Below are 20,690 nucleotides of genomic sequence, written 5' to 3' on the forward strand. Positions count from 1 at the left end.
TTAGGAACATTTATAAACTATTGGCTCTAAATATAACTATATTATATAAAATATAATAAGTTTGATAAGATTCTAATATAATTATTATAATATTATATTCTGCTAATATAATATAGTTATTCTATTAATTCTGTATTATATCCATTATTGTATTATATCTATTAATTTGCATTATACTATAATTTCATATTAACTGGGTTAATATATTTTTATAATAATTTTTTAGATATTTTTCAGATATTATTCACATGTAAAAGAGATATGTTTTAAAATTTTATTTTGTTAAGGGGTGGAAAGATTAATCTTAGTAAAACAATAATAATTATCTCATTGTTATGTATATTTTTCATTAGTTTAAGTTCAAGTTTTGCAGAGGATTCAAGTACGAGTACCAATATTGAAGATAATGGTCAAGATACTGTTAGTGTATATTCTGATAATTCTAATTTTAATGATATTAGTAGTTATAGTGAGGATAGTAATATAGCTAGTAATAATAGTAACAATGCTAATAATAATGATTCTAAATCAAATAATACTATTAATAATATTAGTGATAGTAATAGTAATAATATTAACAGTAATAATACTAGTAATAATGTCAATACTAATAGTGTTAACACAAAAACAAATACAACTATTAAAGCTGCTGGTGAGCTTACTAAATTAAGTCAAAGTCAAATCTTACAGGCTTCTAAAACTATTAATAATTATATAAGTAGATATAATAAACTACCTAATTATATTACTATTTCTAATGTTAAGTTTTCGATGCCAGAGTATATGTACTTACTTGGAATGACTATTTATTATAAGTATAATAAAAAAACAACTCAAGTAGCTATAAAATATAATATAAAAAATCCAAGTAGTCCTACTGGAGCTACGATTAAAGGTAGTTTAACAAAAGCTCAGTATTATGCTTATGCTAAAAATATAGTTAAATATATTAAACAGTATAATAAAGCTCCAAATTATGTTAATACAAAGCTTGGTAAGATGCAATATCAAACAGCAATATATCTGCTTAATACAATAGTTTATGGCACATCTTATGGAGGTATTTTAACACCAAAGATTAGTTTGAATATTCCTAAATCAATTACATTAAATAAAAATTTACCAAAGTATGAAAGAACTCAAACTAATAAAACATTAGTTGCTAGTGGCGGCTCTAAACAAACAACTATTTCTCAAAGTCTCATATGGTCTGCATCTACAAGTATTAAAAATTATGTTAATTCAAATGGAAAATTACCGAATTATGTTACAATTTCTGGATATAAATACTCAATGCCAGAATTTTTATACTTACTATCAAAAGCTATAAACACAAGGTTGTCAGGATCAACTAGTGCTATAGCTGTTAAATATGATGTTAAAAATCCATCATCTCCTAGTGGAGCTACTATCAGTAAAACTTTTACAAAATCTCAATATAATGATATGGCGAAAAGATTTGTAAAATATATAAATACGTATAATAAAGCTCCTAACTGTTTAAGTTCAAGTTATGGTGTTGGAAATATACAATATCAAACTGCTTTATATGGTTTAGCTTGTGTAGGAAGCTATATCGGTGTTAATAAAGCGATTCCAACTACTTTAACTATAAAAGTAGCTAGTTCTCATTCAATGAATAAGTATTTACCTGTTTATACTAGTTCAAGTAATTCTAATAATAATACTAATAATACTAATTCTAATGGTACTAATAGTACTAATGGATTATCTACTAAAATTTTAGGATCTAATAATAAAGGAACTGTTGAATTAATCGGTGCATTTGGTAATACTTCTTCAAAGATAAAAATAGCTTATGTTATTGGTTTACATCCTCTTGAGTCTGCTGTACATAATGCATTGTATAATGCAATAATTTCAAAAAGTAATTTGAAGTATTGTTATTATATTTATAGAATAAATGTTACAAAAGACCCAAGTGATTATAGTGAAGGTAGAATGAATGGGCAATTACTTGCAGAGGAATTTGTACTTCCTCATATTATAAGCAATAATTATAATTTAGTGATTGATGTTCATTCTAATCAAGGAACAACTGGTGGTTCATATGAGGAAACTAACTTTATTTTTGCTCCTTTAAATCACACTGCTTCAAAAATAATAGCTGATTCAATAATAAGTAAAATACCAGAACTTACCTATTATTATCCTCCTTCACAGACCAGTCCTCCATTTTTAACCAATCCTCTTGTACAAGCTGGAATACCTACTATATTATATGAAACTTATATGTATGAAAGTGCATCTGTTACTTCTAATTTAGTGAATAAATTAATATCTACTGTTGATTCTTATAACTTTGGAAATTCTACTAATTCTTCTGGAACTATAAGTTTAAATAGTATAATTGATGCTGCATCAAGAGTTAAAGCTTATGTTGATATTAATGGAGTATTACCAAATTATGTAACAATTGGTACTACTCAATATTCAATGTCAAGCTTTTTATATCTTTTATCTAAAGCTATTGTAAATATAAATAAAGGATTAACAAGTGGAATAAGCCCTATTACTGTTGCTTCTCCTTCAAATCCAAGTGGAGCTAAGGTTGCAGGAACAATTAATAAAGCAAATTACACAGACATTGCATTAAGAGTATCAAATTATATAGCAGCTAATGGACAAGCTCCAAACTATGCAAGTTCAACACTTGGAAACATACAGTTCCAATCTTTAGTATATGAGCTTTCTAAAGTATTGAATTATCTAAATGTTAATGGAGTAATGCCAAACACTCTTACCATAAATACTTCTAATCCTAGTACCCTTAATGGTGGATCTAGTTCTAGTGGTAATGATTCTTCTAGTGGTGGTAATTCTAGTACAAATAGTAGTTTAGCTATTTACTTAAAAGCTACAACAAATTGTCAAGTAAATAATGCGAATATAAAGTCATTAGCTAGCCAATTAACAGCTGGATTGACAACAGATTTAGCTAAAGCAACAGCAATATTCAACTATGTGAGAGACAAAATTTCTTACTCATTCTACTATAATACACTAAAAGGAGCTGTAGGAACCTTAAATGCAAAATCTGGAAACTGTGTAGATCAAACTCACTTATTGATAGCTCTTTTAAGAGCAAGTGGAATAGCTTCTAGATATGTTAATGGTGAAGTTATTTTTACTCAAAGTGGAAAATTAGGTCATGTATGGGCAGAAGTTTATATTGATGGAAAGTGGGTTATTGCAGATACAACCAGTTCAAGCAATAGCTTAGGTAAAGTTAACAATTGGAACACAAATAATCCTACTATATATGGTAGATATGCTGAAATAACTTTCTAATATTGAATTTAAAGTTTTTATTGATTATTAAAAGTTAATCATCATATTTTTATATTAAATTTTCTATTTTATTTTTTCTTATCTTTTTATCTTATTTTCATTTTATCTTACTTTTGTGTTGTTTTTATCTTATTTTTTATCTTATTTTTACTTTTTCTTATTTTATTTCTTTATTTTATCTTATTTTCATTTTATCCTTCTTATTTTTACTTTATTTTTTTAACTCGCCTTATTTTTCTATTTTATTTTATATTATTTCATTTTTCTTTCTTTTTTACTTTTTTTTTTTTTTTTAATTTGTCATATTTCTTATCTTATTTCTTTTTTATTATATTTTTAATAGCTTTTTAATTTTAATAGCTTTTTACTTAATTATTTTGATTTATATCTATTTTCATTAACTTAGGGAATAGATTTATAAATTTCATTAATATTTAAATTTTATTAATAATTGTACTTGTCGATATGAACTATTTTATATGTATTTTGGATTATGTTTGTATAAATGGTGGATACATTTTATTTGTTTTTAAATTTATCGATATGCATTATACATTTAGATTATCTATTCAAATTTTATGGTTTATAATGCTCATATTATTCATTTTAATGCTTTTAAATTAATTTTAGTATTTAAATATTTCTTTATTTAATCTTTTTAATTTTATTATTTTTATTATTTTCAAGTAATAAGATTTAAATATTTAATCTGATAAATATTATATTTTATATAAATCGATATGTATATTTATTCATATAGCTTTAATATTTTAAAATTTATTGGCTTTGTAGAAATCCTAATTTTTCTTAAAATTTTAAATTTCTTTTTTTCAATATTATTCTTTAATTTTAAAATAAACTATTTTTCATTCTTTAAATATTTATAAAAAGTATTTAATTTTGTTAATTCGAATTTTGTTAATTAAAAAGATATAAATATTAAAAAGGAGAATATATATTAATATGAAACGCAAAAATACATATTCTCCATTTAATAATTTAATTTCAAGACAGTTAAATCTTTCGGATTTTAACTTTGAAAAACCTGTTCAAAACTGTATTAAAAGATTTAAAAATCAATTTAAAATTGATTTAAATGAAAATAAACTTATAAATTTTATTTTTTACACTTATAATCACGCTGAAGAATGTATAAATAAGTATTCACACTATTTTTCTAATCATTTATACACACAACCTACTTTATTCACTATTTTAGCAATGAAAATTTATTTAAAATTAACTTATCGTGAAATAAGCTTTCTAATAGACTTATCTGATAATTTAAAGAAATTTTTCCATATAAAAAGGGCACCACACTACACAACTCTTCAAAAATTCTTTAAAAGGTTACCTGCAAGAATTTTAAATAAAATAAATCAATTAATCCTGATTGAAAATGATATAAAACCAGAAATGATTGTTTTAGATGGAAGTGGGTTCACAAATGATAATGCAGATAAATATTATGCTCAAATACGCAAAAAAGAGCGAAAAAGCTACATTAAGAATCATATTGCAATTGATGTTAAATCTCGTTTAATATTAAACTATCAAACACAAAAAGGTCCAAAATACGATACACAATTTGCAATAGCTTCAATTAGAAAAATAAAAAAATATAAACCTCATTACATATTAGCAGACAGAGCGTACGACACAGAACCAATTAGAAAATGTATAAACGAAGAAATTGAAGCTTTTGACCAAATACCATTGAAAAAAAGAGCTAAAAAGGGAAAATATAGATTAAATAGCCCTACAATTTTTCGAAATAAAATTTATAGAAAAAGAAACAACGTTGAAAGTGTATTCAGCGTAATAAAAAGATTATTTGATGGAACAAATCAAAGTAAAAGTACAAAACTATCAATCAAAGAAACCAAACTTAAAAACACAATTTACAATATACACAGATCAATACAAATCAACTAAAAAAAGGATTTCTACAAAGCCAATTTATTAGGAAAATAAGAGGCTTTATGAATACTATTACATATCATATTGTAAATTTATTCATTTCTAATGGATGTTCTAATTGAATATTCTAATTGAATAAATTTATTATCTCCTTTGGGGGAGGGAGTGAATATGTGATGGGGAATAAGAATATTAGAGTATATTAAAATTAAGGGGAAAAATAAAATCTTTAAAATTTATTAAAAAGATTTTTAAATATCGTAAAAATGAGATTTAATTAAGGGGAAATATATAAAAATGAATAATATAAAAAATATAACAATTATTTTAGTATTTTTATTTATAGCTATTTCTATGCCTTCAGCCTTTGCAGAAGATCCTACTACTTATGATCATTATGTTTCTGCTGATGCTCAAAGTGGGGGAAATGGATCAATAGACAATCCATTTAACAATATCCAAGAAGCAATAGACAAAGGAGGTTCTATTTTTGTAAAAAATGGAACTTATAGTGTTTATGATGATTCTGGTTATGAAATAACTAAATCGGTTAGGATTGTTGGAGAAGATAGAGATAGTGTAATAATAGATGCTGGAAATAATGGAAGAATTTTTTTAATAGACTCTGACATTGAAGTTACTTTTATAAATGTAACTTTTATAAATGGAAATAATGAGAATGATTATATCTATGATGGTGGAGGAGCTATTTATATAGGTGATGGAACTACTACTATTGATAATTGTTATTTTGCTAATAACAATGTTAAAGATGGATATTCTACTTATGGTGGTGCCATCTATCAAGGGGGAGGAAATTTAAATATTAGTAATAGCTATTTTAAAAATAATAATGCAGAATATGGTTCTGCTGTTGCTATTAATGGATTTAGTTATTCAACTTTAAATATTACTAATTGTATATTTGAATCTAATACTGCTTCTGAAGATGGAGGGGCAGTTTATTCTGGAAGTGGTAAAACCAATATTGAGGGTTCTACTTTCAAATTCAATAAAGCAAAAAATGGTGGAGCAATCTACTCTTATGGTTCAACTGCAGTTGTAAATATTAAAAATTCGAACTTTGATTCAAATAATGCTACTTCTACTGGAGGAGCTCTTGTAGTTCGAAATAGTAATGTAATTTTAAATAATAATACAATGGTTAATTGTAGTGCACCTACTGGTAATTATATCTATTATAATGCTGGTAACTTAGGATTTACTAATCTATCTTTTTTAAATAATATGACTGTTAATGTTACAAAAGGTGATAGTTTTGTATTAAATGCTACTGTTACTGATGATATGGGAAATCCAATTACTGGTGGAACTGTAAACTTTATAATTGGGGGAAATACTTATTCTACTTCTTTAAATGAAGGAATAACTACTTACAATTATACATTTAATCAAACTGGTAATTATATAATTACAGGTTCATATTCTGGCTCAAACACAGTTGATTATGGGTCCAATATTTTTAATGGAACTGTTGTTGTTAATACTATAACTCCTTCTACTGTTATTTATGTTTCTAGTAGTAGGGGAAGTGATAGTACAGGTAATGGTTCTGAAGATAATCCTTATGCTACAATAACAAAAGCATTAACTCAAAATGCAGCACTTGGAGGCAATTATACAATAATTGTTGAAGAAGGACATTATTATGTTGAAGATTATACTGTAACTGCTAATTTTACTATTATTGGTGTTGGTAATGTAATTATTGATGGTAATAATAAAAGACAGTTCTATTTTTCTGCATCTTCAGTTAAATATGCTAAATTTGAAGGTTTAACTTTTGTTAATGGTAATGGTAATGCTGGTTCAATTAATACTGGTTCTGTAAGTGGTGGAAATGGAAATGCTGGTCGTTATTTAATAATTAATAATTGTAGTTTTATTAATAATAAAGGTTCATATGGTGCTGTAATTTATACAACTATGATAACTACAATTAATGGAACTTCTTTTATAAATAATACTGCTACTGGTTCTCAAGCTTATAGTGGAGTTATTAATGTTCAGGACAATAATTTAACCATAAATTATTGTAATTTCATTAACAATACTGCTACAAATAGTGCTGGTTTAAATGGAATTTATACAAAAAGTGGAATTAAAGCTATGGCTGATTATAATTTCTGGGGAAATAATAGTAAACCAGGAAATTTAACTGTATCCAGTGGAGTAAATATTACAAAATGGGTTATTTTATTAATCAATTCAAATTCCACAGGACAAACCGATCCTGGAGATAAAATTAATTTCACCATTGACTTTACTAAGTATACTGATGGAGTAAACAATTATACACTTTCAGAAATAATGCCATATATTACAATTAAAGCTAATGCTACTTTAGGTTCATTTGACCAAGATTCAATTACAATTAATACTAATGGATCTATGATTTATACAGCTTCAACTGTCGGATATGAATCAGTAAACTTTAATATTCCAAGTAATTTTAAAAAGTTTAATTTCACTGTAGGTTCTCAGTATTCTGGTATTGTTTATGTATCTAAAACAGGTACTGACTCAAATATTGGTTCAAAAGATTCACCTGTTGCTTCTATTTCAAAAGCTATTGAAATTGCTACAGCTCAAGGGGGTTCTAATAAGATTATCATTTTAAATGGAACTTATAATGAGGGTAATTTAGTTATTAATGGTGATTTAGAGATTATAGCTAATGGAACTGTTATAATTAATGGAAATGATATTACTGGAAACGGATATGAACAGATATTTGATATTGTTTCTGGAAATGTTTCATTTTATGGACTAACACTAAATGCTAACTCAACTAATGGTGCAATTGTTGTCAGAAGTGGAAAATTATCTATTACATATTCAACTATCAATAACAAGAAAAGTGGTGCAAATTTAGCTATTAATAATAGTGGTAATTTAAATATAAGTTACTCTATCCTCAATAATACTATTATAAAAAACAATGGTGGAAATGTAACTGCTAATTATAATTGGTGGGGAACCAATACTAAGCCAACTTGTGTAGATGTTGATTATTGGGTGATAATGACTATTAATACTACTAAAGTTTATACTGGTGAAATTTCTTATATTACGGTTAAACTAAACACTGTCACTGATGGTACAACATATACTAATTTATCAAATCCTTTGCCTGATAATTTTGTTGTTTTAAATGTTACTTCTGGTTCTGGATCATTTAATGGGACAAATGTCTTATTAATAAATGGTACTTCTTATATATCATTTACTGGTGGTGAAACTGCTGGTTTAATCCAAGCAAGAATTGATAATCAGATTTTTGATGTAATTGTTGAACAAGCTGTTTATAAATGGTTTATTGGTGATAAAGGATATAGAACTTTACAGCAAGCTGTTGATGCAGCTAACTTTAATGATATTATTAAAGGTGTCGGTGGTTTATACATCCTTACTAGTGAAGTTGATGTTGGTCATAGATATATGCCAATTGAACCTTGGGAAATCAATAAAACTATTACTATAACTTCTTTAGATCCATCTAACCCTGTAATTATATCTGGAAACTATCTTACAAGGTTATTTAATATTGATAAAGGCTCTTCTTTAACTTTAATCAATCTTATCCTTGCTAATGGTAATGCTTCTACAAGCTATTATGCAGGTTATGGTGGAGCTATTCATGTTCAGTTTGGTGGAAATCTAACCATTGATAATTGTATTTTTGAAAATAACACTGCTGGTGAAGCTGGTGCTATCCAGTCATGGGGTCTTTTAATAATCAAAAATTCAATATTCAGAAACAATTCTGCTACTTCAGCTTATGCTGGTGCTGTTCAAAATAGTGGCTATGGTAGTTTAATTATTGATAATTCAACATTTATTAATAATAGGGCTAATACTTATGCTGGTGCAATTTATGCAGATAGTAGTAATTATCCAGGAAGTAACACTACAATAACAAACAGTAAATTCATTGAAAATGATGCAAATCGTGGAGGTGCTATATTCTTAAATATTGCTCCTGCTTATATTATCAACTGTTCATTTATTGGAAATAAAGCTATTGATAAAGATACTGGTTATATTGCCTCTGGTGGTGCTATTTATGATCATTCTGCAAATTTAGTTCTAAAAAATTCAGAATTTATTAATAACACTGCTGAAGCTAACGGAGGAGCTCTTGAACTAGCTAACACTTATACAACTATCTATTCTGGTGATAATGTCACAACTGAAATTGATTGGTTTGTAATCGATAATTGTACATTGATAAATAATACTGCTGGTGTTGATGGTGGTGCTATCTTTGCTGGTTATAATTCTGTACCTTATGGAAACATAACAAATTCTATATTTGAGAATAATAATGCACTAACTGGAAATGGTGGAGCTATCTCAAATTACTTTGGAATTTTGAATATAAAGAATACTAGATTCACTAATAATACTGCAGGTGAAAATGGTGGAGTTATATTTAATTATGGCCATTATAATTTCCCATCTGAATTCTGGGGAAATGTCACAATAGATAACTGTACCTTTTCAAAGAATTCTGCAAAAGCTGGTGGAGTAGTATATAATTATAATACATATTCTAAAGTAGATATTTCAAATTCTAAGTTTGAAAATAATACTGCAGTAAATGATGGTGGTGCTATTTCAAACTGCCTTGGAATTATGAATATAAGTAATAGTTCATTTGTTTCTAATATTGCAGGAGAAAATGGTGGTGTTATATTTAATTATGGTTATTATGAGTTCCCTTCTGCATATTGGGGAATAATTACAGTAAATAATTGTAATTTTTCTAAAAATTCTGCAAAGCTTGGTGGAACAGTATACAACAGTAATAATTGTTCTAAATTAGATATAGTTAATTCAAAATTTACTAATGAACATGCAGATATTGGTGGAGCAATATATAACAATGGAACATTAAATATCAAAAATAATACAATGACTAACTGTTCTGCTAATATTAAAGGAAACTATATCTATAATAATGGATCAATAAACAATGTAATATTAACTTTCTTAGGAAACAAGACTGTTAAAGTTTTAAATGGAACTACTGTAAAATTGAATGCCACAATTTGTGATGATATGGGTAATCCTATTACTGGTGGTGATGTTAGCTTTATATTCGATGGAATGACTTATTTAGTTCCAGTAAATGAAGGTTTAGCTAATTATACTATAATTTTAGATAATTTAGGATCTTATTCTCTATCTGGTAATTATAATACTACTGCTGGTAAAAATAATGTTTCTGTTAAAAATGCTGAAATAATAGTAGCTGAAAAAGAAGATCCAAAAAAGACTAAAATTAATATTATAAAAATTGATGGACTTGTTAATAATAAGGTTAAATTTTCTGCTGTTTTGACAGATGAAGATGGTAATCCACTTGTTAATCAAGTTGTTCGTTTTTATCTTAATGGAGTTTACATTGGTCAAAATAAGACTAATGCTAATGGATTAGCTGTCTATTACCGTGTTTTCAATAAAACAATGAATTCAAATTGGTTTGCTTCATTCAATGGTGTTGAAGACTATAATTCCTCAAAAAGTAACACTAATACTATTAAAATTAATAAGAAAAAGGCTATTTTAACTATGAGTTCTGTTAAAGGTAGTTTTAATAATTACATAACTCTAAAAGCTGTTTTAAAAGATAGTACTGGTAAAGCATTATCTGGAAAATTAGTGAGCTTTTATGTTAACAATGTTAAAGTTAAAACTGTTAGGACAAATTTTAAAGGCCTGGCAACTTATAAATATTTAGCTAATAAATTTGTTGGGACAAAAAAGATTAAAGCTGTATTTAATTCTGATAATACTCTTAATGGTTTTGTTTCAAACAAGAATATTAAGGTCTCTAAGTCTAAATCCTTACTTTCTAAACCTAAATTTTTAGGTAAGTTTGAGAAGAGAGGAAAGATTGCTATTAAACTTATTAATCTTAAAGCTAAAAAATACATTTCTAAAGGCTATGTTAAGTTCTATATCAAAAATAAGTATGTTGGTAAAGCAAAGACTAACCGTAAAGGTATAGCTATACTTAACATTAAAAAAATTAATTTTAAGGGAAAAGCTAGTGTTATAGGAAAATTTGTTGGAAATAAGTATTATTATTCCAGTAAAAGCTTAAGAAAGGTTAATATAAAATAGATAGATATTTTTTAGATTAATTCTAGATTTATTAATTCTAGATTTTCATCTATCTTTTTTATTTTTATTTCATTTTTTTATTTTATTTTATTTTTTATTTTTTTAAAAAATTATTTGAGTTACTTATTTTTTATTTATTTTAACTAATTTTATTTTTAGTTTAAGATTTTTTGTATAAAGAAATAAATATTTGTTATAATAAATATTATTTTATGAATAATAGAAGTTATTATATTTTAATAAGTGGATTATTAATTTTATCCATAATAGCTTTTATATTAGATGGTTATGGATTTCAATTGGGAGATACAATAGCAATTTCATCATCATTGTTAGCTTTTATGGGTTTAATTTATACAAATTATAGAAACGATATAATGGTAAGAAAACAGGTTGAAAAAGCTGATGAAAGGTTGCAAATTCAATTAAAAACAGAAGTTGATAATTTAACTGTTGAACTTGCTAACCAAGATGAAAGATTAAAAAAAGAGCTTGAAGAGCAAAAAGAAGTTATTAGGGAACAGTTAAGATATAGTGAAAAAAATTTAAAGCTCGAGCTAAGATATAAAGATAAAGAAAGAGTTTTATTGGATTTATTTGATCTTTTGTTTAAAAATAAGGATTCTTTGGAGGATATTGAATCTGAATCTCTTGTTAAATCTACAGATAGTGTTATTGAAAGTAGAAAAAATATTTATTACAGTTTTGAAATAACTCGTCATAATATTCATGATTTTTATTATATGCCTAAAAATATTCGACATTTGATTGATGATTATTGCAGTACTATTAATAATGTTAAAGATCAAGCTTCAAATAATCCTGATTTTAGTAAGGATAAATCTATCATTTTAAATTCACAGTTACTTAAACACTTAAATAAAATTTATGAGTCTGTTGAAGAAGATTTAGATATAAAAATGGATAGATTTGGATAACTTCACTTTTTTAGTATCTCTTTTAAAGAAAGTTAAATGAAACTTTTTAAACTATATTTATAATTTTTTTCTTTGCTGGATTATTTTTTCCTAATAAATCATTACTGTTGATATTATTATATCCAATATGTTATTATGATTATTATTCTGAAATTGGTGTTTTTTGATAACCATAATGAATCTGATAGCTAATTTTATTAATTTAATATTTTAATATGTTCTTTTTTTATTTTGTTTATTTTTTTATATTATTTTTATATTATTTTTTTATATTTGACTTAATTCTATTTTTTTATTTTTATTTTTTAAACTTATTTTTCATTCAAATAAAAACTTTTATATATTATGTAAGAAATATCTTACAATTGTAATATAAATTTTACAAATTTCATATATTTTTTACATATTTTAAATATTTTCAAAATTAAAAATTAATATAAAATAATAGTTAATTTCATGTATATATTACAAATAGTTTTAATTGGGATTATATAAGGAATAAATGTTTTTTAAAAGAATTTAGGGGAAGTTTATGGATTTTATAAGTCAAATTATTCATATAAGTTTAAATTTAGATACATATTTAGTTTATATAGTTAATTCATTTGGTTTGTGGAGCTATGTAATATTATTTTTGGTAATTTTTTCTGAGACTGGAACTATAGTTGTTTCTTTCTTGCCGGGTGATTCTTTATTATTTGTTGTGGGAGCTTTATCTGCAAAAAGTCACTTAAATGTGGTTTTTGTGATTATGATTCTTTCTTTTGCAGCAATATTGGGAGATACTCTAAATTATCATATTGGGAAATTTATAGGGCCTAAAATATTTAATAAACAGAATTCTAAACTTTTTAGTAAGAAACATTTAATGGAAGCCCATGATTTTTATGAAAAATATGGTGCTAGAACAATTATTTTAGCAAGATTTATTCCAATCATTAGAGCATTTGCTCCTTTTGTTGCAGGAATTGGATCTATGCCATATAAAAAATTTTTATCATATAATATTTTTGGTGGTGTACTTTGGATAACTTTAATTGTTTCAATTGGTTATTTATTTGGAAATATTCCAATTATTAAGGATAATTTTTCATTTTTAATAGTATTCATCATTGTAATATCAGTTTTACCAATTTTATTGAAAGAACTACTTAGAAAATATAGAAAATATAGATAGTTATACTATAGAGTTAACTTTCATTTGTAAAAATGTTGTAGAAAAAAAGAGAGGGGGTTGATTGAATAATTACGAGTATATATAACAGTTTGATTGATATAAATATATTTTTATTTTATTTTATAAATCATACATTAGAAAATAGTTTTTTTAATTTTTTAATGCCAATTATAACAGATATAGGTAGTACCGCAGTCGTTTTCACTATAAGTATAATATTACTGATATTTGGTGTTTTTAAAAAAAATATAAAATTAAGAAGGTTAGCTATAATCGGATTAATTGCCTTTATAATTACAGTTATAATAATATTTACATTGAAAGTACTGGTGGAAGAACCTAGGCCTTTTATAGTTTTAAAGTATGTAAATTTATTAATTATAGAACTTGACCCTTATTCTTTTCCTTCAGGACATTCAGGAAATATATTCGCATTAGCTACTGCATTTGGTCTTAATTGGACATTAAAAATAAGAGGAAAACAGTTTAAACTAGCTTGGATTCTTTATCCAATAGCATTATTAGCTTCTTTTTCAAGAGTGTATATTGGTGTTCATTATCCATTCGATATTCTTATTGGAGGATTAATCGGAATATTCGGAGGTTTATTAGCTACTTTTATAGTAAATAGATATCTTAATGATATAAACTTTCTAAAAGAAAAAAAAGAATATAAAAAAATTGCTTTGTAGAAAATCCTTTTTTATATTTTAATTTGATATTTAATCAATATTATTATATAATATGATTAGATAAAATATTATATTAGAGTATATATTTTTAGAATATATTAAAAAGCAATGTTGGGTTGTTTAAGTTAATGAAAACTAAAATAAAATATATTAGGCATGAATTAGGGATGAGTCAAGATGAGCTGGCTAAAAAATCAAATGTCAGTAGACAAACTATAAGTGCTCTTGAAAATGGGAAATATAATCCTTCATTAGCTTTAGCTTATAAAATAACTAAAATATTAGGTTGTAAACATATTGAGGATGTTTTTGTCTTAGAATAATTTATTATTAATGCCTTAATGAAAAGTTTTTATATTATTTTAATAATTTTTCATGAGGTATTATAGAATTATGGTTTAATTAAAGGTTTTTTTCATGATATTAGAAATTTTTAAGGATTCTTTTGAATACTCTTTTAAAGATCCTGAATCTATTTTAAAATTAGGTGTTTTATCGATTTTCAGTGTTTTTATTATACCTATATTTTTTGTAACAGGTTATTCTTATAGAATAACAGATATTGGAATTAAAGGGACTATTAATGGTAATGATCCTCTGCCGGAATATAAAAATTGGAGTAATATGTTTATCCAAGGACTTAAGGTAGCTATAGTAAGATTTGTTTATTTGTTGCCAGGAATAATTTTATTCTTAATATTTCATGAAAGAGATCATATATTTAATGATGCAACAAATATTTCCCTTTTAGGTCCTTATATTGGGATATTAGCATTGACTATTATAGTATGGTTAATATTTTATTTATTTTCTATTGTGGCTATTCCTAACATGATTAATGAAGGGTCTTTAAAAAGTGCTTTTAATATTAAAAAACTCATAAAAATTATTAAGTCTATTGGATTTTTTAGATATGTAAAATTCTATTTAGGGTGTATTGTTTTAATAGTTGGAATTTTAGGAACACTTCTTATTTTAATATCACTTATAGGGTTATCAATTGCATTTTTAATAAAATTTATGGGAACTTTTGCATTTTACATTACTTCTATTTTTATTATTGGAATATTTGTTATTATTGCGATTATGTTTTTATTGCCTTTCTTTTTAACTTTTGAAAGTAGAGCAATAGGTTTGATTTATAATATGAGAGAATTAGAATAAAATTATTAGGATGATATTTATACTTATTATTATATTTATATTATTTTTCATTTATATTAGTATTTTTATCTTAGTAATTTGTAAAATAAATTAAATAATCTATTGGAATATAATGATTTATGACATATAGATATAGATGTAATTGTTAATAATTAACTATAAATCAATGATATATGTTTATTTTAATGTATGATATTATTAAAAATGTAGTTAGTAATGTATTTATTAAAATTTTTTGCTATATCTACATTTTAATAGAAGTATAGTTTTATCTAATTTTTATTTTTTATTTTTAAATATTATTTCTATTATTTAGAATCCTAATTTTTTACTAGATTATTTAATTTATATAATGAAAACAATATTTTTAATAGCATAAAATTAAATAATATATGTGGGTATAACTTATGGACAAAAAATTAATAATCAATGCACGTAAACCTAAGGGAGAATTAGGCTCTCAGATGATTGAAAAAATGAATGAATCTCATGAAAAATTAGCTAGGTGGGGTATCAGTCATTTAGATATTGAAAATAATGATATAATTCTTGATATTGGCTGTGGTGGTGGAGTTAATGTAAAAAGATTTAGTGAAATGACTCCAAATGGAAAAATTTATGGATTGGATTATTCTGAACTTAGTGTTGAAAAATCTGAACATTTTAACAAAACAGCTATAAAAGAAGGAAAAGTTGAGATAATTCAAGGATCAGTATCAAAGCTTCCTTTTGAAGATGAAACATTTAATATTGTTACAGGGTTTGAAACAGTTTACTTTTGGCCAGATTTTATTGAAGATTTGAAAGAAGTCAATCGGGTATTAAAAAAAGATGGTAAGATCTTTATTTGTAATGAAGCTGCTGGTGAAGAACATATTCTTGAAAAAATGAGTGATTATATAGAATTATTGGATATGAAAATTTATTCAGAAAATGATCTTAAATCAGCTTTAAATGATTCTAATTTTGTCGATATAAATATATTTAAAAAAGATGAAGGTAATAATTGGATTTGTGCAATAGCAACTAAAAAAGAATAAAAATTTATATTTTTATTATTTTTACTTTTGTTTATTGTGCTTAATCTTTTATTAAATTACTTTTTTATTACTTCACTTTTCTATATTTTAATTTTTTTAATTTTTGTATTTATTCTTATATTTTTTTAATTCTTTTTATTTTTCTTTTATTTGGTTTTTATTAGCTTATTATTAATTTATAAATAATTTATAGGTATTTTATTTGTTTATTACTCTATATGTATTTTATATTAATTCTTTATAATTATTTTACAATTATTTTATAATTAATTTTTAAGTTAGTTATAAGTTTAATGTATAAACAGCATTTTTTATTCGTTTCAATGCTTCTTCTAGAAGTGGACGAGGCATAGCTATATTCATCCTCATAAAACCTTTTCCATTTGTTCCGAATAATGATCCATCTTCAAGACATACTTTTGCCTCTTTCTTTAAAAATTCATTCAATGTTTCATTGTCCATTTCAAGACCTTTACAATCTATCCATACTAAATAAGTGCCTTCAGGAATAATTGGTGTCATACCTTTAATATCTTTGAAATAATTTTTTAAAAGGTTTAAATTCTCTTCTAAATATTCTAAAACTTGTTTTAACCAATCATCACCGTATTTAAATCCTGCTTCAAGGGCTGTATATGCAAATATGTCTGGTGAAGGAACCATACTATTCATTGTAGCTATAAATTCTCTTCTAATCTTTTCATTAGGTATTATTATTGGAGATATATGTATTCCTGATAAATTAAATGTTTTACTTGGTGATATACATACGATACAATTTTCTTCAAATTCCTTTGACACTGATCCAAAGGTAGTATGTTTATTTCCATTTAGAAGAATTTCACTATGTATTTCATCTGCAATAACAGTTAAATTGTTTTCTATAGCTATATTTCCAAGTTTTTCTATTTCTTCTTTTCTCCAAACTCTTCCTGTGGGATTATTTGGATTGCAAAATATGATGGTTTTTATTGGTTTGTAGTATGGGTTATGTCCCTGTTTATAGGAAAATATTTCTTTTAGATTTTCAAAATCTATTTCATACTTTTTGTCAACTAATTTAAGTGGATTGGTTACTATTTGACAGCCACTATTTTTAACAACTGGGAAAAATTGATGATAACATGGTTCTTGAAGTATAACTCTGTCTCCTGGATGAGTAAGTGAATTAAGAGCTATATTTAATCCAGATATAACTCCTGGTGTAAACACAATCCATTCAGGTTTTATATTCCATTTAAACTTATCCTTTACTCTTTTAACAACTGTGTCTATTAATGTTTGAGGAGCTTGTGTATATCCAAAGAAAGGATGATCGGCACGTTTTTTAATAGCTTCAACTATTGGTTGAGGTGAGGGAAAATCCATATCTGCAACCCACATTGGAATTAAATCATCACAACCAAATATATCTTCCATCATATCCCATTTAAGACATGAAGTATTTTTTCTATTTTCTATCTTATCAAAGTTATATTTCAATTTCTTACTCCTTTTTTAATTCTTAATTTCTAAATTTTTAATCTTTAACTTCATAATTTTTAAATTCTTAATTTTAGCATTATTTATATTATATCTATTATTTTTAGTATCAACCTTTATCACAATTTATTAAAACTTATTAAAATTATTATTATTCAAGTTATTATCATCTTATTATCATTATTACTATAATTATTTTTATTATAACTATTATTATCATTCAATTCCTTTTAATCTCAAAGCATCATGTAAAAGGGAGTTTCCATCACATTTATAGCAGTGATTTTCTAAGCCCCATGGAACTTTATGTTCATATACAATATCAGAAGCTTCAAGTATTGTTTCTTTATACCAGTTAGCATATGGAGCTCTATGTCCTTCTAACTTTGATCCTGGGTTTGGAGCCCATACAAATGGAATTATATTAACTCCTAAATTTGATAAAAAGTCAATTCCTTCTAAAAATGTTTCTTTTGGTTCTAATCCCATTACCATAGCTACATAAACTTTTCCTTCTCCAAAAATTTCCACAGCTTCTTTAATAGATTTTATAAACTCTTCATGACTTGTGCTTGAAGATTTTCCAGGGCATATTGCTTTATAATATCCTGGATCCCATATTTCCATATTAAAGCTGAGTGTTTCTATACCTGTATCGTAGTATTCTTGTATATTATTTCCTTTTGCTGGTGCTGGTGCAACTAATCCTGGAATTTTTTCTAATCCTGTATGTCTTCTCATTTCAGATAGTATATTACTAACTACTTCAAGTTCTTTTCCACTTATATAGCATCCTCCAGTCATATTTATGTGCTTTGCTTGACCTTCGTCAAATGCTGCAGCTGTGACTTCTCCTATTTCTCGAGCTTCTTTTTTTCTAATTACTGAGTTATATGTTTTTGATGTTGGAACAAGGTTGCAAAATGAGCATTGCTTATTATTTTTAAAATTAGAACAATAGTTTTGAAAACAAAAGAATAAACAATCTTCTCCTCCAAGTTGCCCTATTTTAACCATTTCTTTTCCAGTTGTTGTTTTTTTATTGTAATATTCTGGCCGATCAATCCATCTTACTTCGCAAATAGAATCTTCATTTTTATATAATATTAATTTTTCATCAACTTTTTTAACATTATATTGTGAAGATGAATTTAAACGATATTGAACTACGGTACCATCTGGAAGATAAAAATCATCTGGAAGCTTTATTTCCTTGTGATTTTCAAAATCCCAACCAAAAAGACCATGATTCTGCTCTTTATATTTAGTTCCTACTCCTTCCAAACTTTTTTTATCTGAATACACACCTTCTGTAAGTAATAATGCTTTTAGTAGTAAATAATCTATCATCTTTATCTCTCTTTTTATTGAAAATCTATTTCTTATAAAATATTTTTATATTATAATTAATATAACAATTGTTATATAATATAAACTTAACTACACTTAACTATATTATTATTTTAATTTTTTTATTTATTTTTCTTGTTTCATCAATGCTTTTTAATTGTTATTAGTTTTTTTTTTAATGTGAATAATTAAATATTATAAACATTCAAATAATTAAAAAGAAATAATATTTTAATAACTAATTATAATATTGAATATAAAGAGCTATTATATGATGTATTATAATGTATATTAATATACGTGTAATATTGAATATACTGTAACATTGAATATGTATTATTATGTCTCTTATTGTAATGTTTATTAGTATAATAGTATGACATGTGTGTTTTATTATAATGTGGAATATTATATTGTATATCAAAGTATTATTGTAGTTCTAAATATAATGTTATTGATTATATATCTAAATGGTGACTATTAATGAGAATAGAAGATAAAAATAAGACTGACAAGTGTAAAAATCTTCCTTTTTATCTTCCAAATTCTTGGACTTGTTTAAATGCTCAAGGTCCAGGACCCTTTGTTACAAAAGCTACACTAAAGAATTCCAAAGGAGAGTTAATTCAGTGGGACTCTAGACATAATCGAAAACATAATTTTAAATTCGACACCAGTGTTGGATCTACTTGGTGGGCTCCAGGAGCTATTGGGTGGTGGATTGGTATACTTTTCTCCATAGGGGCCATATTTTTTGCATTTGGAGCTATTCCTGCATATTTAAAATTTGTTGGAGCTACATATGATGCTTTAACTTACTTTATAGGTTCAATTTTTTTTACTAGTGCTGCTTTTTTACAATATTTTGAAGAGATTAACAGTTCTAAAAATTTGTCAAAGAGAAAAAGCAAAATTAAATTTCTTGTTTTCATGCCAAAAAGGATTAGCTGGTGGTCTGTTGTAGTTCAATTTATTGGAACATTATTTTTTAATTTAACTACATTCTATGCTATTTTTAATAATTTATCCATACATCAATTAATCGGTTTAGTATGGATTCCTGATATGTATGGATCGATTTGTTTTTTAATTGCAAGTTTTTTAGCTTGGATAGAAGTTTCCCATGGACTTTTTTCATGGGATCTTAGTAGCTTTTCATGGAATATTTCAGGAGTTAATATGTTAGGTTCTATATTTTTTGGAATATCTGCAATTGGTGCTATTATTATTCCAAGCACTGGATTAGATCTTAATAGTTTTTTAGTTAATATGGGTACCTTTTTAGGAGCTGTATGTTTTTTAATTGGTGCAATTCTTTTATTGCCTGAAAGAATATATGAAGAAGTTAAATAAGTTCAATACTCAATATTTCTTTTTTATTTTTATTATTTTGTTGTTTTGTTTTTTGTTGTGTTTGTGTTTGTGTTGTTGTTGTTTTGTTTTTTGCAATTTTTTTTGTTGG

At 25.2% G+C, this 20,690-nt stretch carries 13 protein-coding genes (1 of these 13 running past the window's edge); 10 read left to right on the forward strand and 3 right to left on the reverse strand.

Annotation, left to right across the window (positions count from 1 at the left end; genetic code table 11):
* The first annotated feature begins 279 nt into the window (after positions 1-279).
* The 9 genes from MarbSA_RS09580 (at position 280) to MarbSA_RS09620 (ending at position 16,396) form a co-directional block, all read left to right on the forward strand.
* The gene (locus MarbSA_RS09580) at positions 280-3,312 is read left to right on the forward strand and encodes a pseudomurein-binding repeat-containing protein (protein ID WP_054835491.1); all 3,033 of its coding nucleotides are present in this window, start codon (positions 280-282) and stop codon (positions 3,310-3,312) included.
* 963 nt (positions 3,313-4,275) lie between these two features.
* Positions 4,276-5,247: a transposase gene (locus tag MarbSA_RS10370; protein WP_231624340.1), complete on the forward strand. Its 972-nt coding sequence runs from the start codon at positions 4,276-4,278 to the stop codon at positions 5,245-5,247.
* A 282-nt stretch (positions 5,248-5,529) separates the two neighbouring features.
* On the forward strand, positions 5,530-11,385 hold the full coding sequence (locus tag MarbSA_RS09590) for a beta strand repeat-containing protein (RefSeq protein WP_221061511.1): 5,856 nt from the start codon (positions 5,530-5,532) through the stop codon (positions 11,383-11,385).
* Positions 11,386-11,684: 299 nt separating this feature from the next.
* Positions 11,685-12,323 carry a hypothetical protein gene (locus MarbSA_RS09595; RefSeq protein ID WP_156314634.1) on the forward strand — a complete coding sequence of 213 codons (639 nt, stop codon included), beginning with the start codon at positions 11,685-11,687 and terminating at the stop codon, positions 12,321-12,323.
* 532 nt (positions 12,324-12,855) lie between these two features.
* Entirely contained in the window at positions 12,856-13,500 is a 645-nt protein-coding gene (locus tag MarbSA_RS09600) for a DedA family protein (RefSeq protein ID WP_054835875.1), read from the forward strand.
* A gap of 161 nt (positions 13,501-13,661) precedes the next feature.
* Positions 13,662-14,192 (forward strand): phosphatase PAP2 family protein, encoded by a 531-nt coding sequence (locus MarbSA_RS09605; RefSeq protein WP_221061512.1) that lies wholly within the window; start codon positions 13,662-13,664, stop codon positions 14,190-14,192.
* 128 nt (positions 14,193-14,320) lie between these two features.
* Positions 14,321-14,515: a helix-turn-helix transcriptional regulator gene (locus MarbSA_RS09610; RefSeq protein WP_054835756.1), complete on the forward strand. Its 195-nt coding sequence runs from the start codon at positions 14,321-14,323 to the stop codon at positions 14,513-14,515.
* A 94-nt stretch (positions 14,516-14,609) separates the two neighbouring features.
* Positions 14,610-15,356 (forward strand): DUF4013 domain-containing protein, encoded by a 747-nt coding sequence (locus MarbSA_RS09615; protein WP_054835757.1) that lies wholly within the window; start codon positions 14,610-14,612, stop codon positions 15,354-15,356.
* 407 nt (positions 15,357-15,763) lie between these two features.
* Complete coding sequence (locus tag MarbSA_RS09620; protein WP_221061513.1) at positions 15,764-16,396, forward strand: class I SAM-dependent methyltransferase; 633 nt, start codon at positions 15,764-15,766, stop codon at positions 16,394-16,396.
* Between the two features lie 282 nt (positions 16,397-16,678).
* On the opposite strand, the gene MarbSA_RS09625 is transcribed toward MarbSA_RS09620, so the two are convergent.
* Positions 16,679-17,878 (reverse strand): MalY/PatB family protein, encoded by a 1,200-nt coding sequence (locus MarbSA_RS09625; RefSeq protein WP_054835490.1) that lies wholly within the window; start codon positions 17,876-17,878, stop codon positions 16,679-16,681.
* 216 nt (positions 17,879-18,094) lie between these two features.
* Positions 18,095-19,228: a radical SAM protein gene (locus MarbSA_RS09630; RefSeq protein ID WP_221061514.1), complete on the reverse strand. Its 1,134-nt coding sequence runs from the start codon at positions 19,226-19,228 to the stop codon at positions 18,095-18,097.
* A 483-nt stretch (positions 19,229-19,711) separates the two neighbouring features.
* Between MarbSA_RS09630 and MarbSA_RS09635 the strand changes: the two genes are divergently transcribed.
* Positions 19,712-20,581 carry a YrhK family protein gene (locus MarbSA_RS09635; RefSeq protein ID WP_221061515.1) on the forward strand — a complete coding sequence of 290 codons (870 nt, stop codon included), beginning with the start codon at positions 19,712-19,714 and terminating at the stop codon, positions 20,579-20,581.
* Positions 20,582-20,613: 32 nt separating this feature from the next.
* Here MarbSA_RS09635 and MarbSA_RS09640 read toward each other — a convergent pair whose 3' ends face one another.
* Positions 20,614-20,690, reverse strand: partial view of a hypothetical protein gene (locus MarbSA_RS09640; RefSeq protein WP_221061516.1) — the end only. It continues 118 nt past the right edge of the window; only the last 77 of its 195 coding nucleotides appear in the window; its start codon lies off the right edge, out of view; the stop codon is at positions 20,614-20,616.

The organism is Methanobrevibacter arboriphilus (assembly GCF_019669925.1).
GTDB lineage: Archaea > Methanobacteriota > Methanobacteria > Methanobacteriales > Methanobacteriaceae > Methanobinarius > Methanobinarius arboriphilus_A.

Excerpts from the sequence above, each read along its gene's own strand:
- MarbSA_RS10370 (WP_231624340.1), top strand. The coding sequence starts at position 4,276 with ATGAAACGCAAAAATACATATTCTCCATTTAATAATTTAATTTCAAGA.
- MarbSA_RS09590 (WP_221061511.1), top strand. The coding sequence starts at position 5,530 with ATGAATAATATAAAAAATATAACAATTATTTTAGTATTTTTATTTATA.
- MarbSA_RS09600 (WP_054835875.1), top strand. The coding sequence starts at position 12,856 with ATGGATTTTATAAGTCAAATTATTCATATAAGTTTAAATTTAGATACA.
- MarbSA_RS09605 (WP_221061512.1), top strand. The coding sequence starts at position 13,662 with ATGCCAATTATAACAGATATAGGTAGTACCGCAGTCGTTTTCACTATA.
- MarbSA_RS09610 (WP_054835756.1), top strand. The coding sequence starts at position 14,321 with ATGAAAACTAAAATAAAATATATTAGGCATGAATTAGGGATGAGTCAA.
- MarbSA_RS09615 (WP_054835757.1), top strand. The coding sequence starts at position 14,610 with ATGATATTAGAAATTTTTAAGGATTCTTTTGAATACTCTTTTAAAGAT.
- MarbSA_RS09620 (WP_221061513.1), top strand. The coding sequence starts at position 15,764 with ATGGACAAAAAATTAATAATCAATGCACGTAAACCTAAGGGAGAATTA.
- MarbSA_RS09630 (WP_221061514.1), bottom strand. The coding sequence starts at position 19,228 with ATGATAGATTATTTACTACTAAAAGCATTATTACTTACAGAAGGTGTG.
- MarbSA_RS09635 (WP_221061515.1), top strand. The coding sequence starts at position 19,712 with ATGAGAATAGAAGATAAAAATAAGACTGACAAGTGTAAAAATCTTCCT.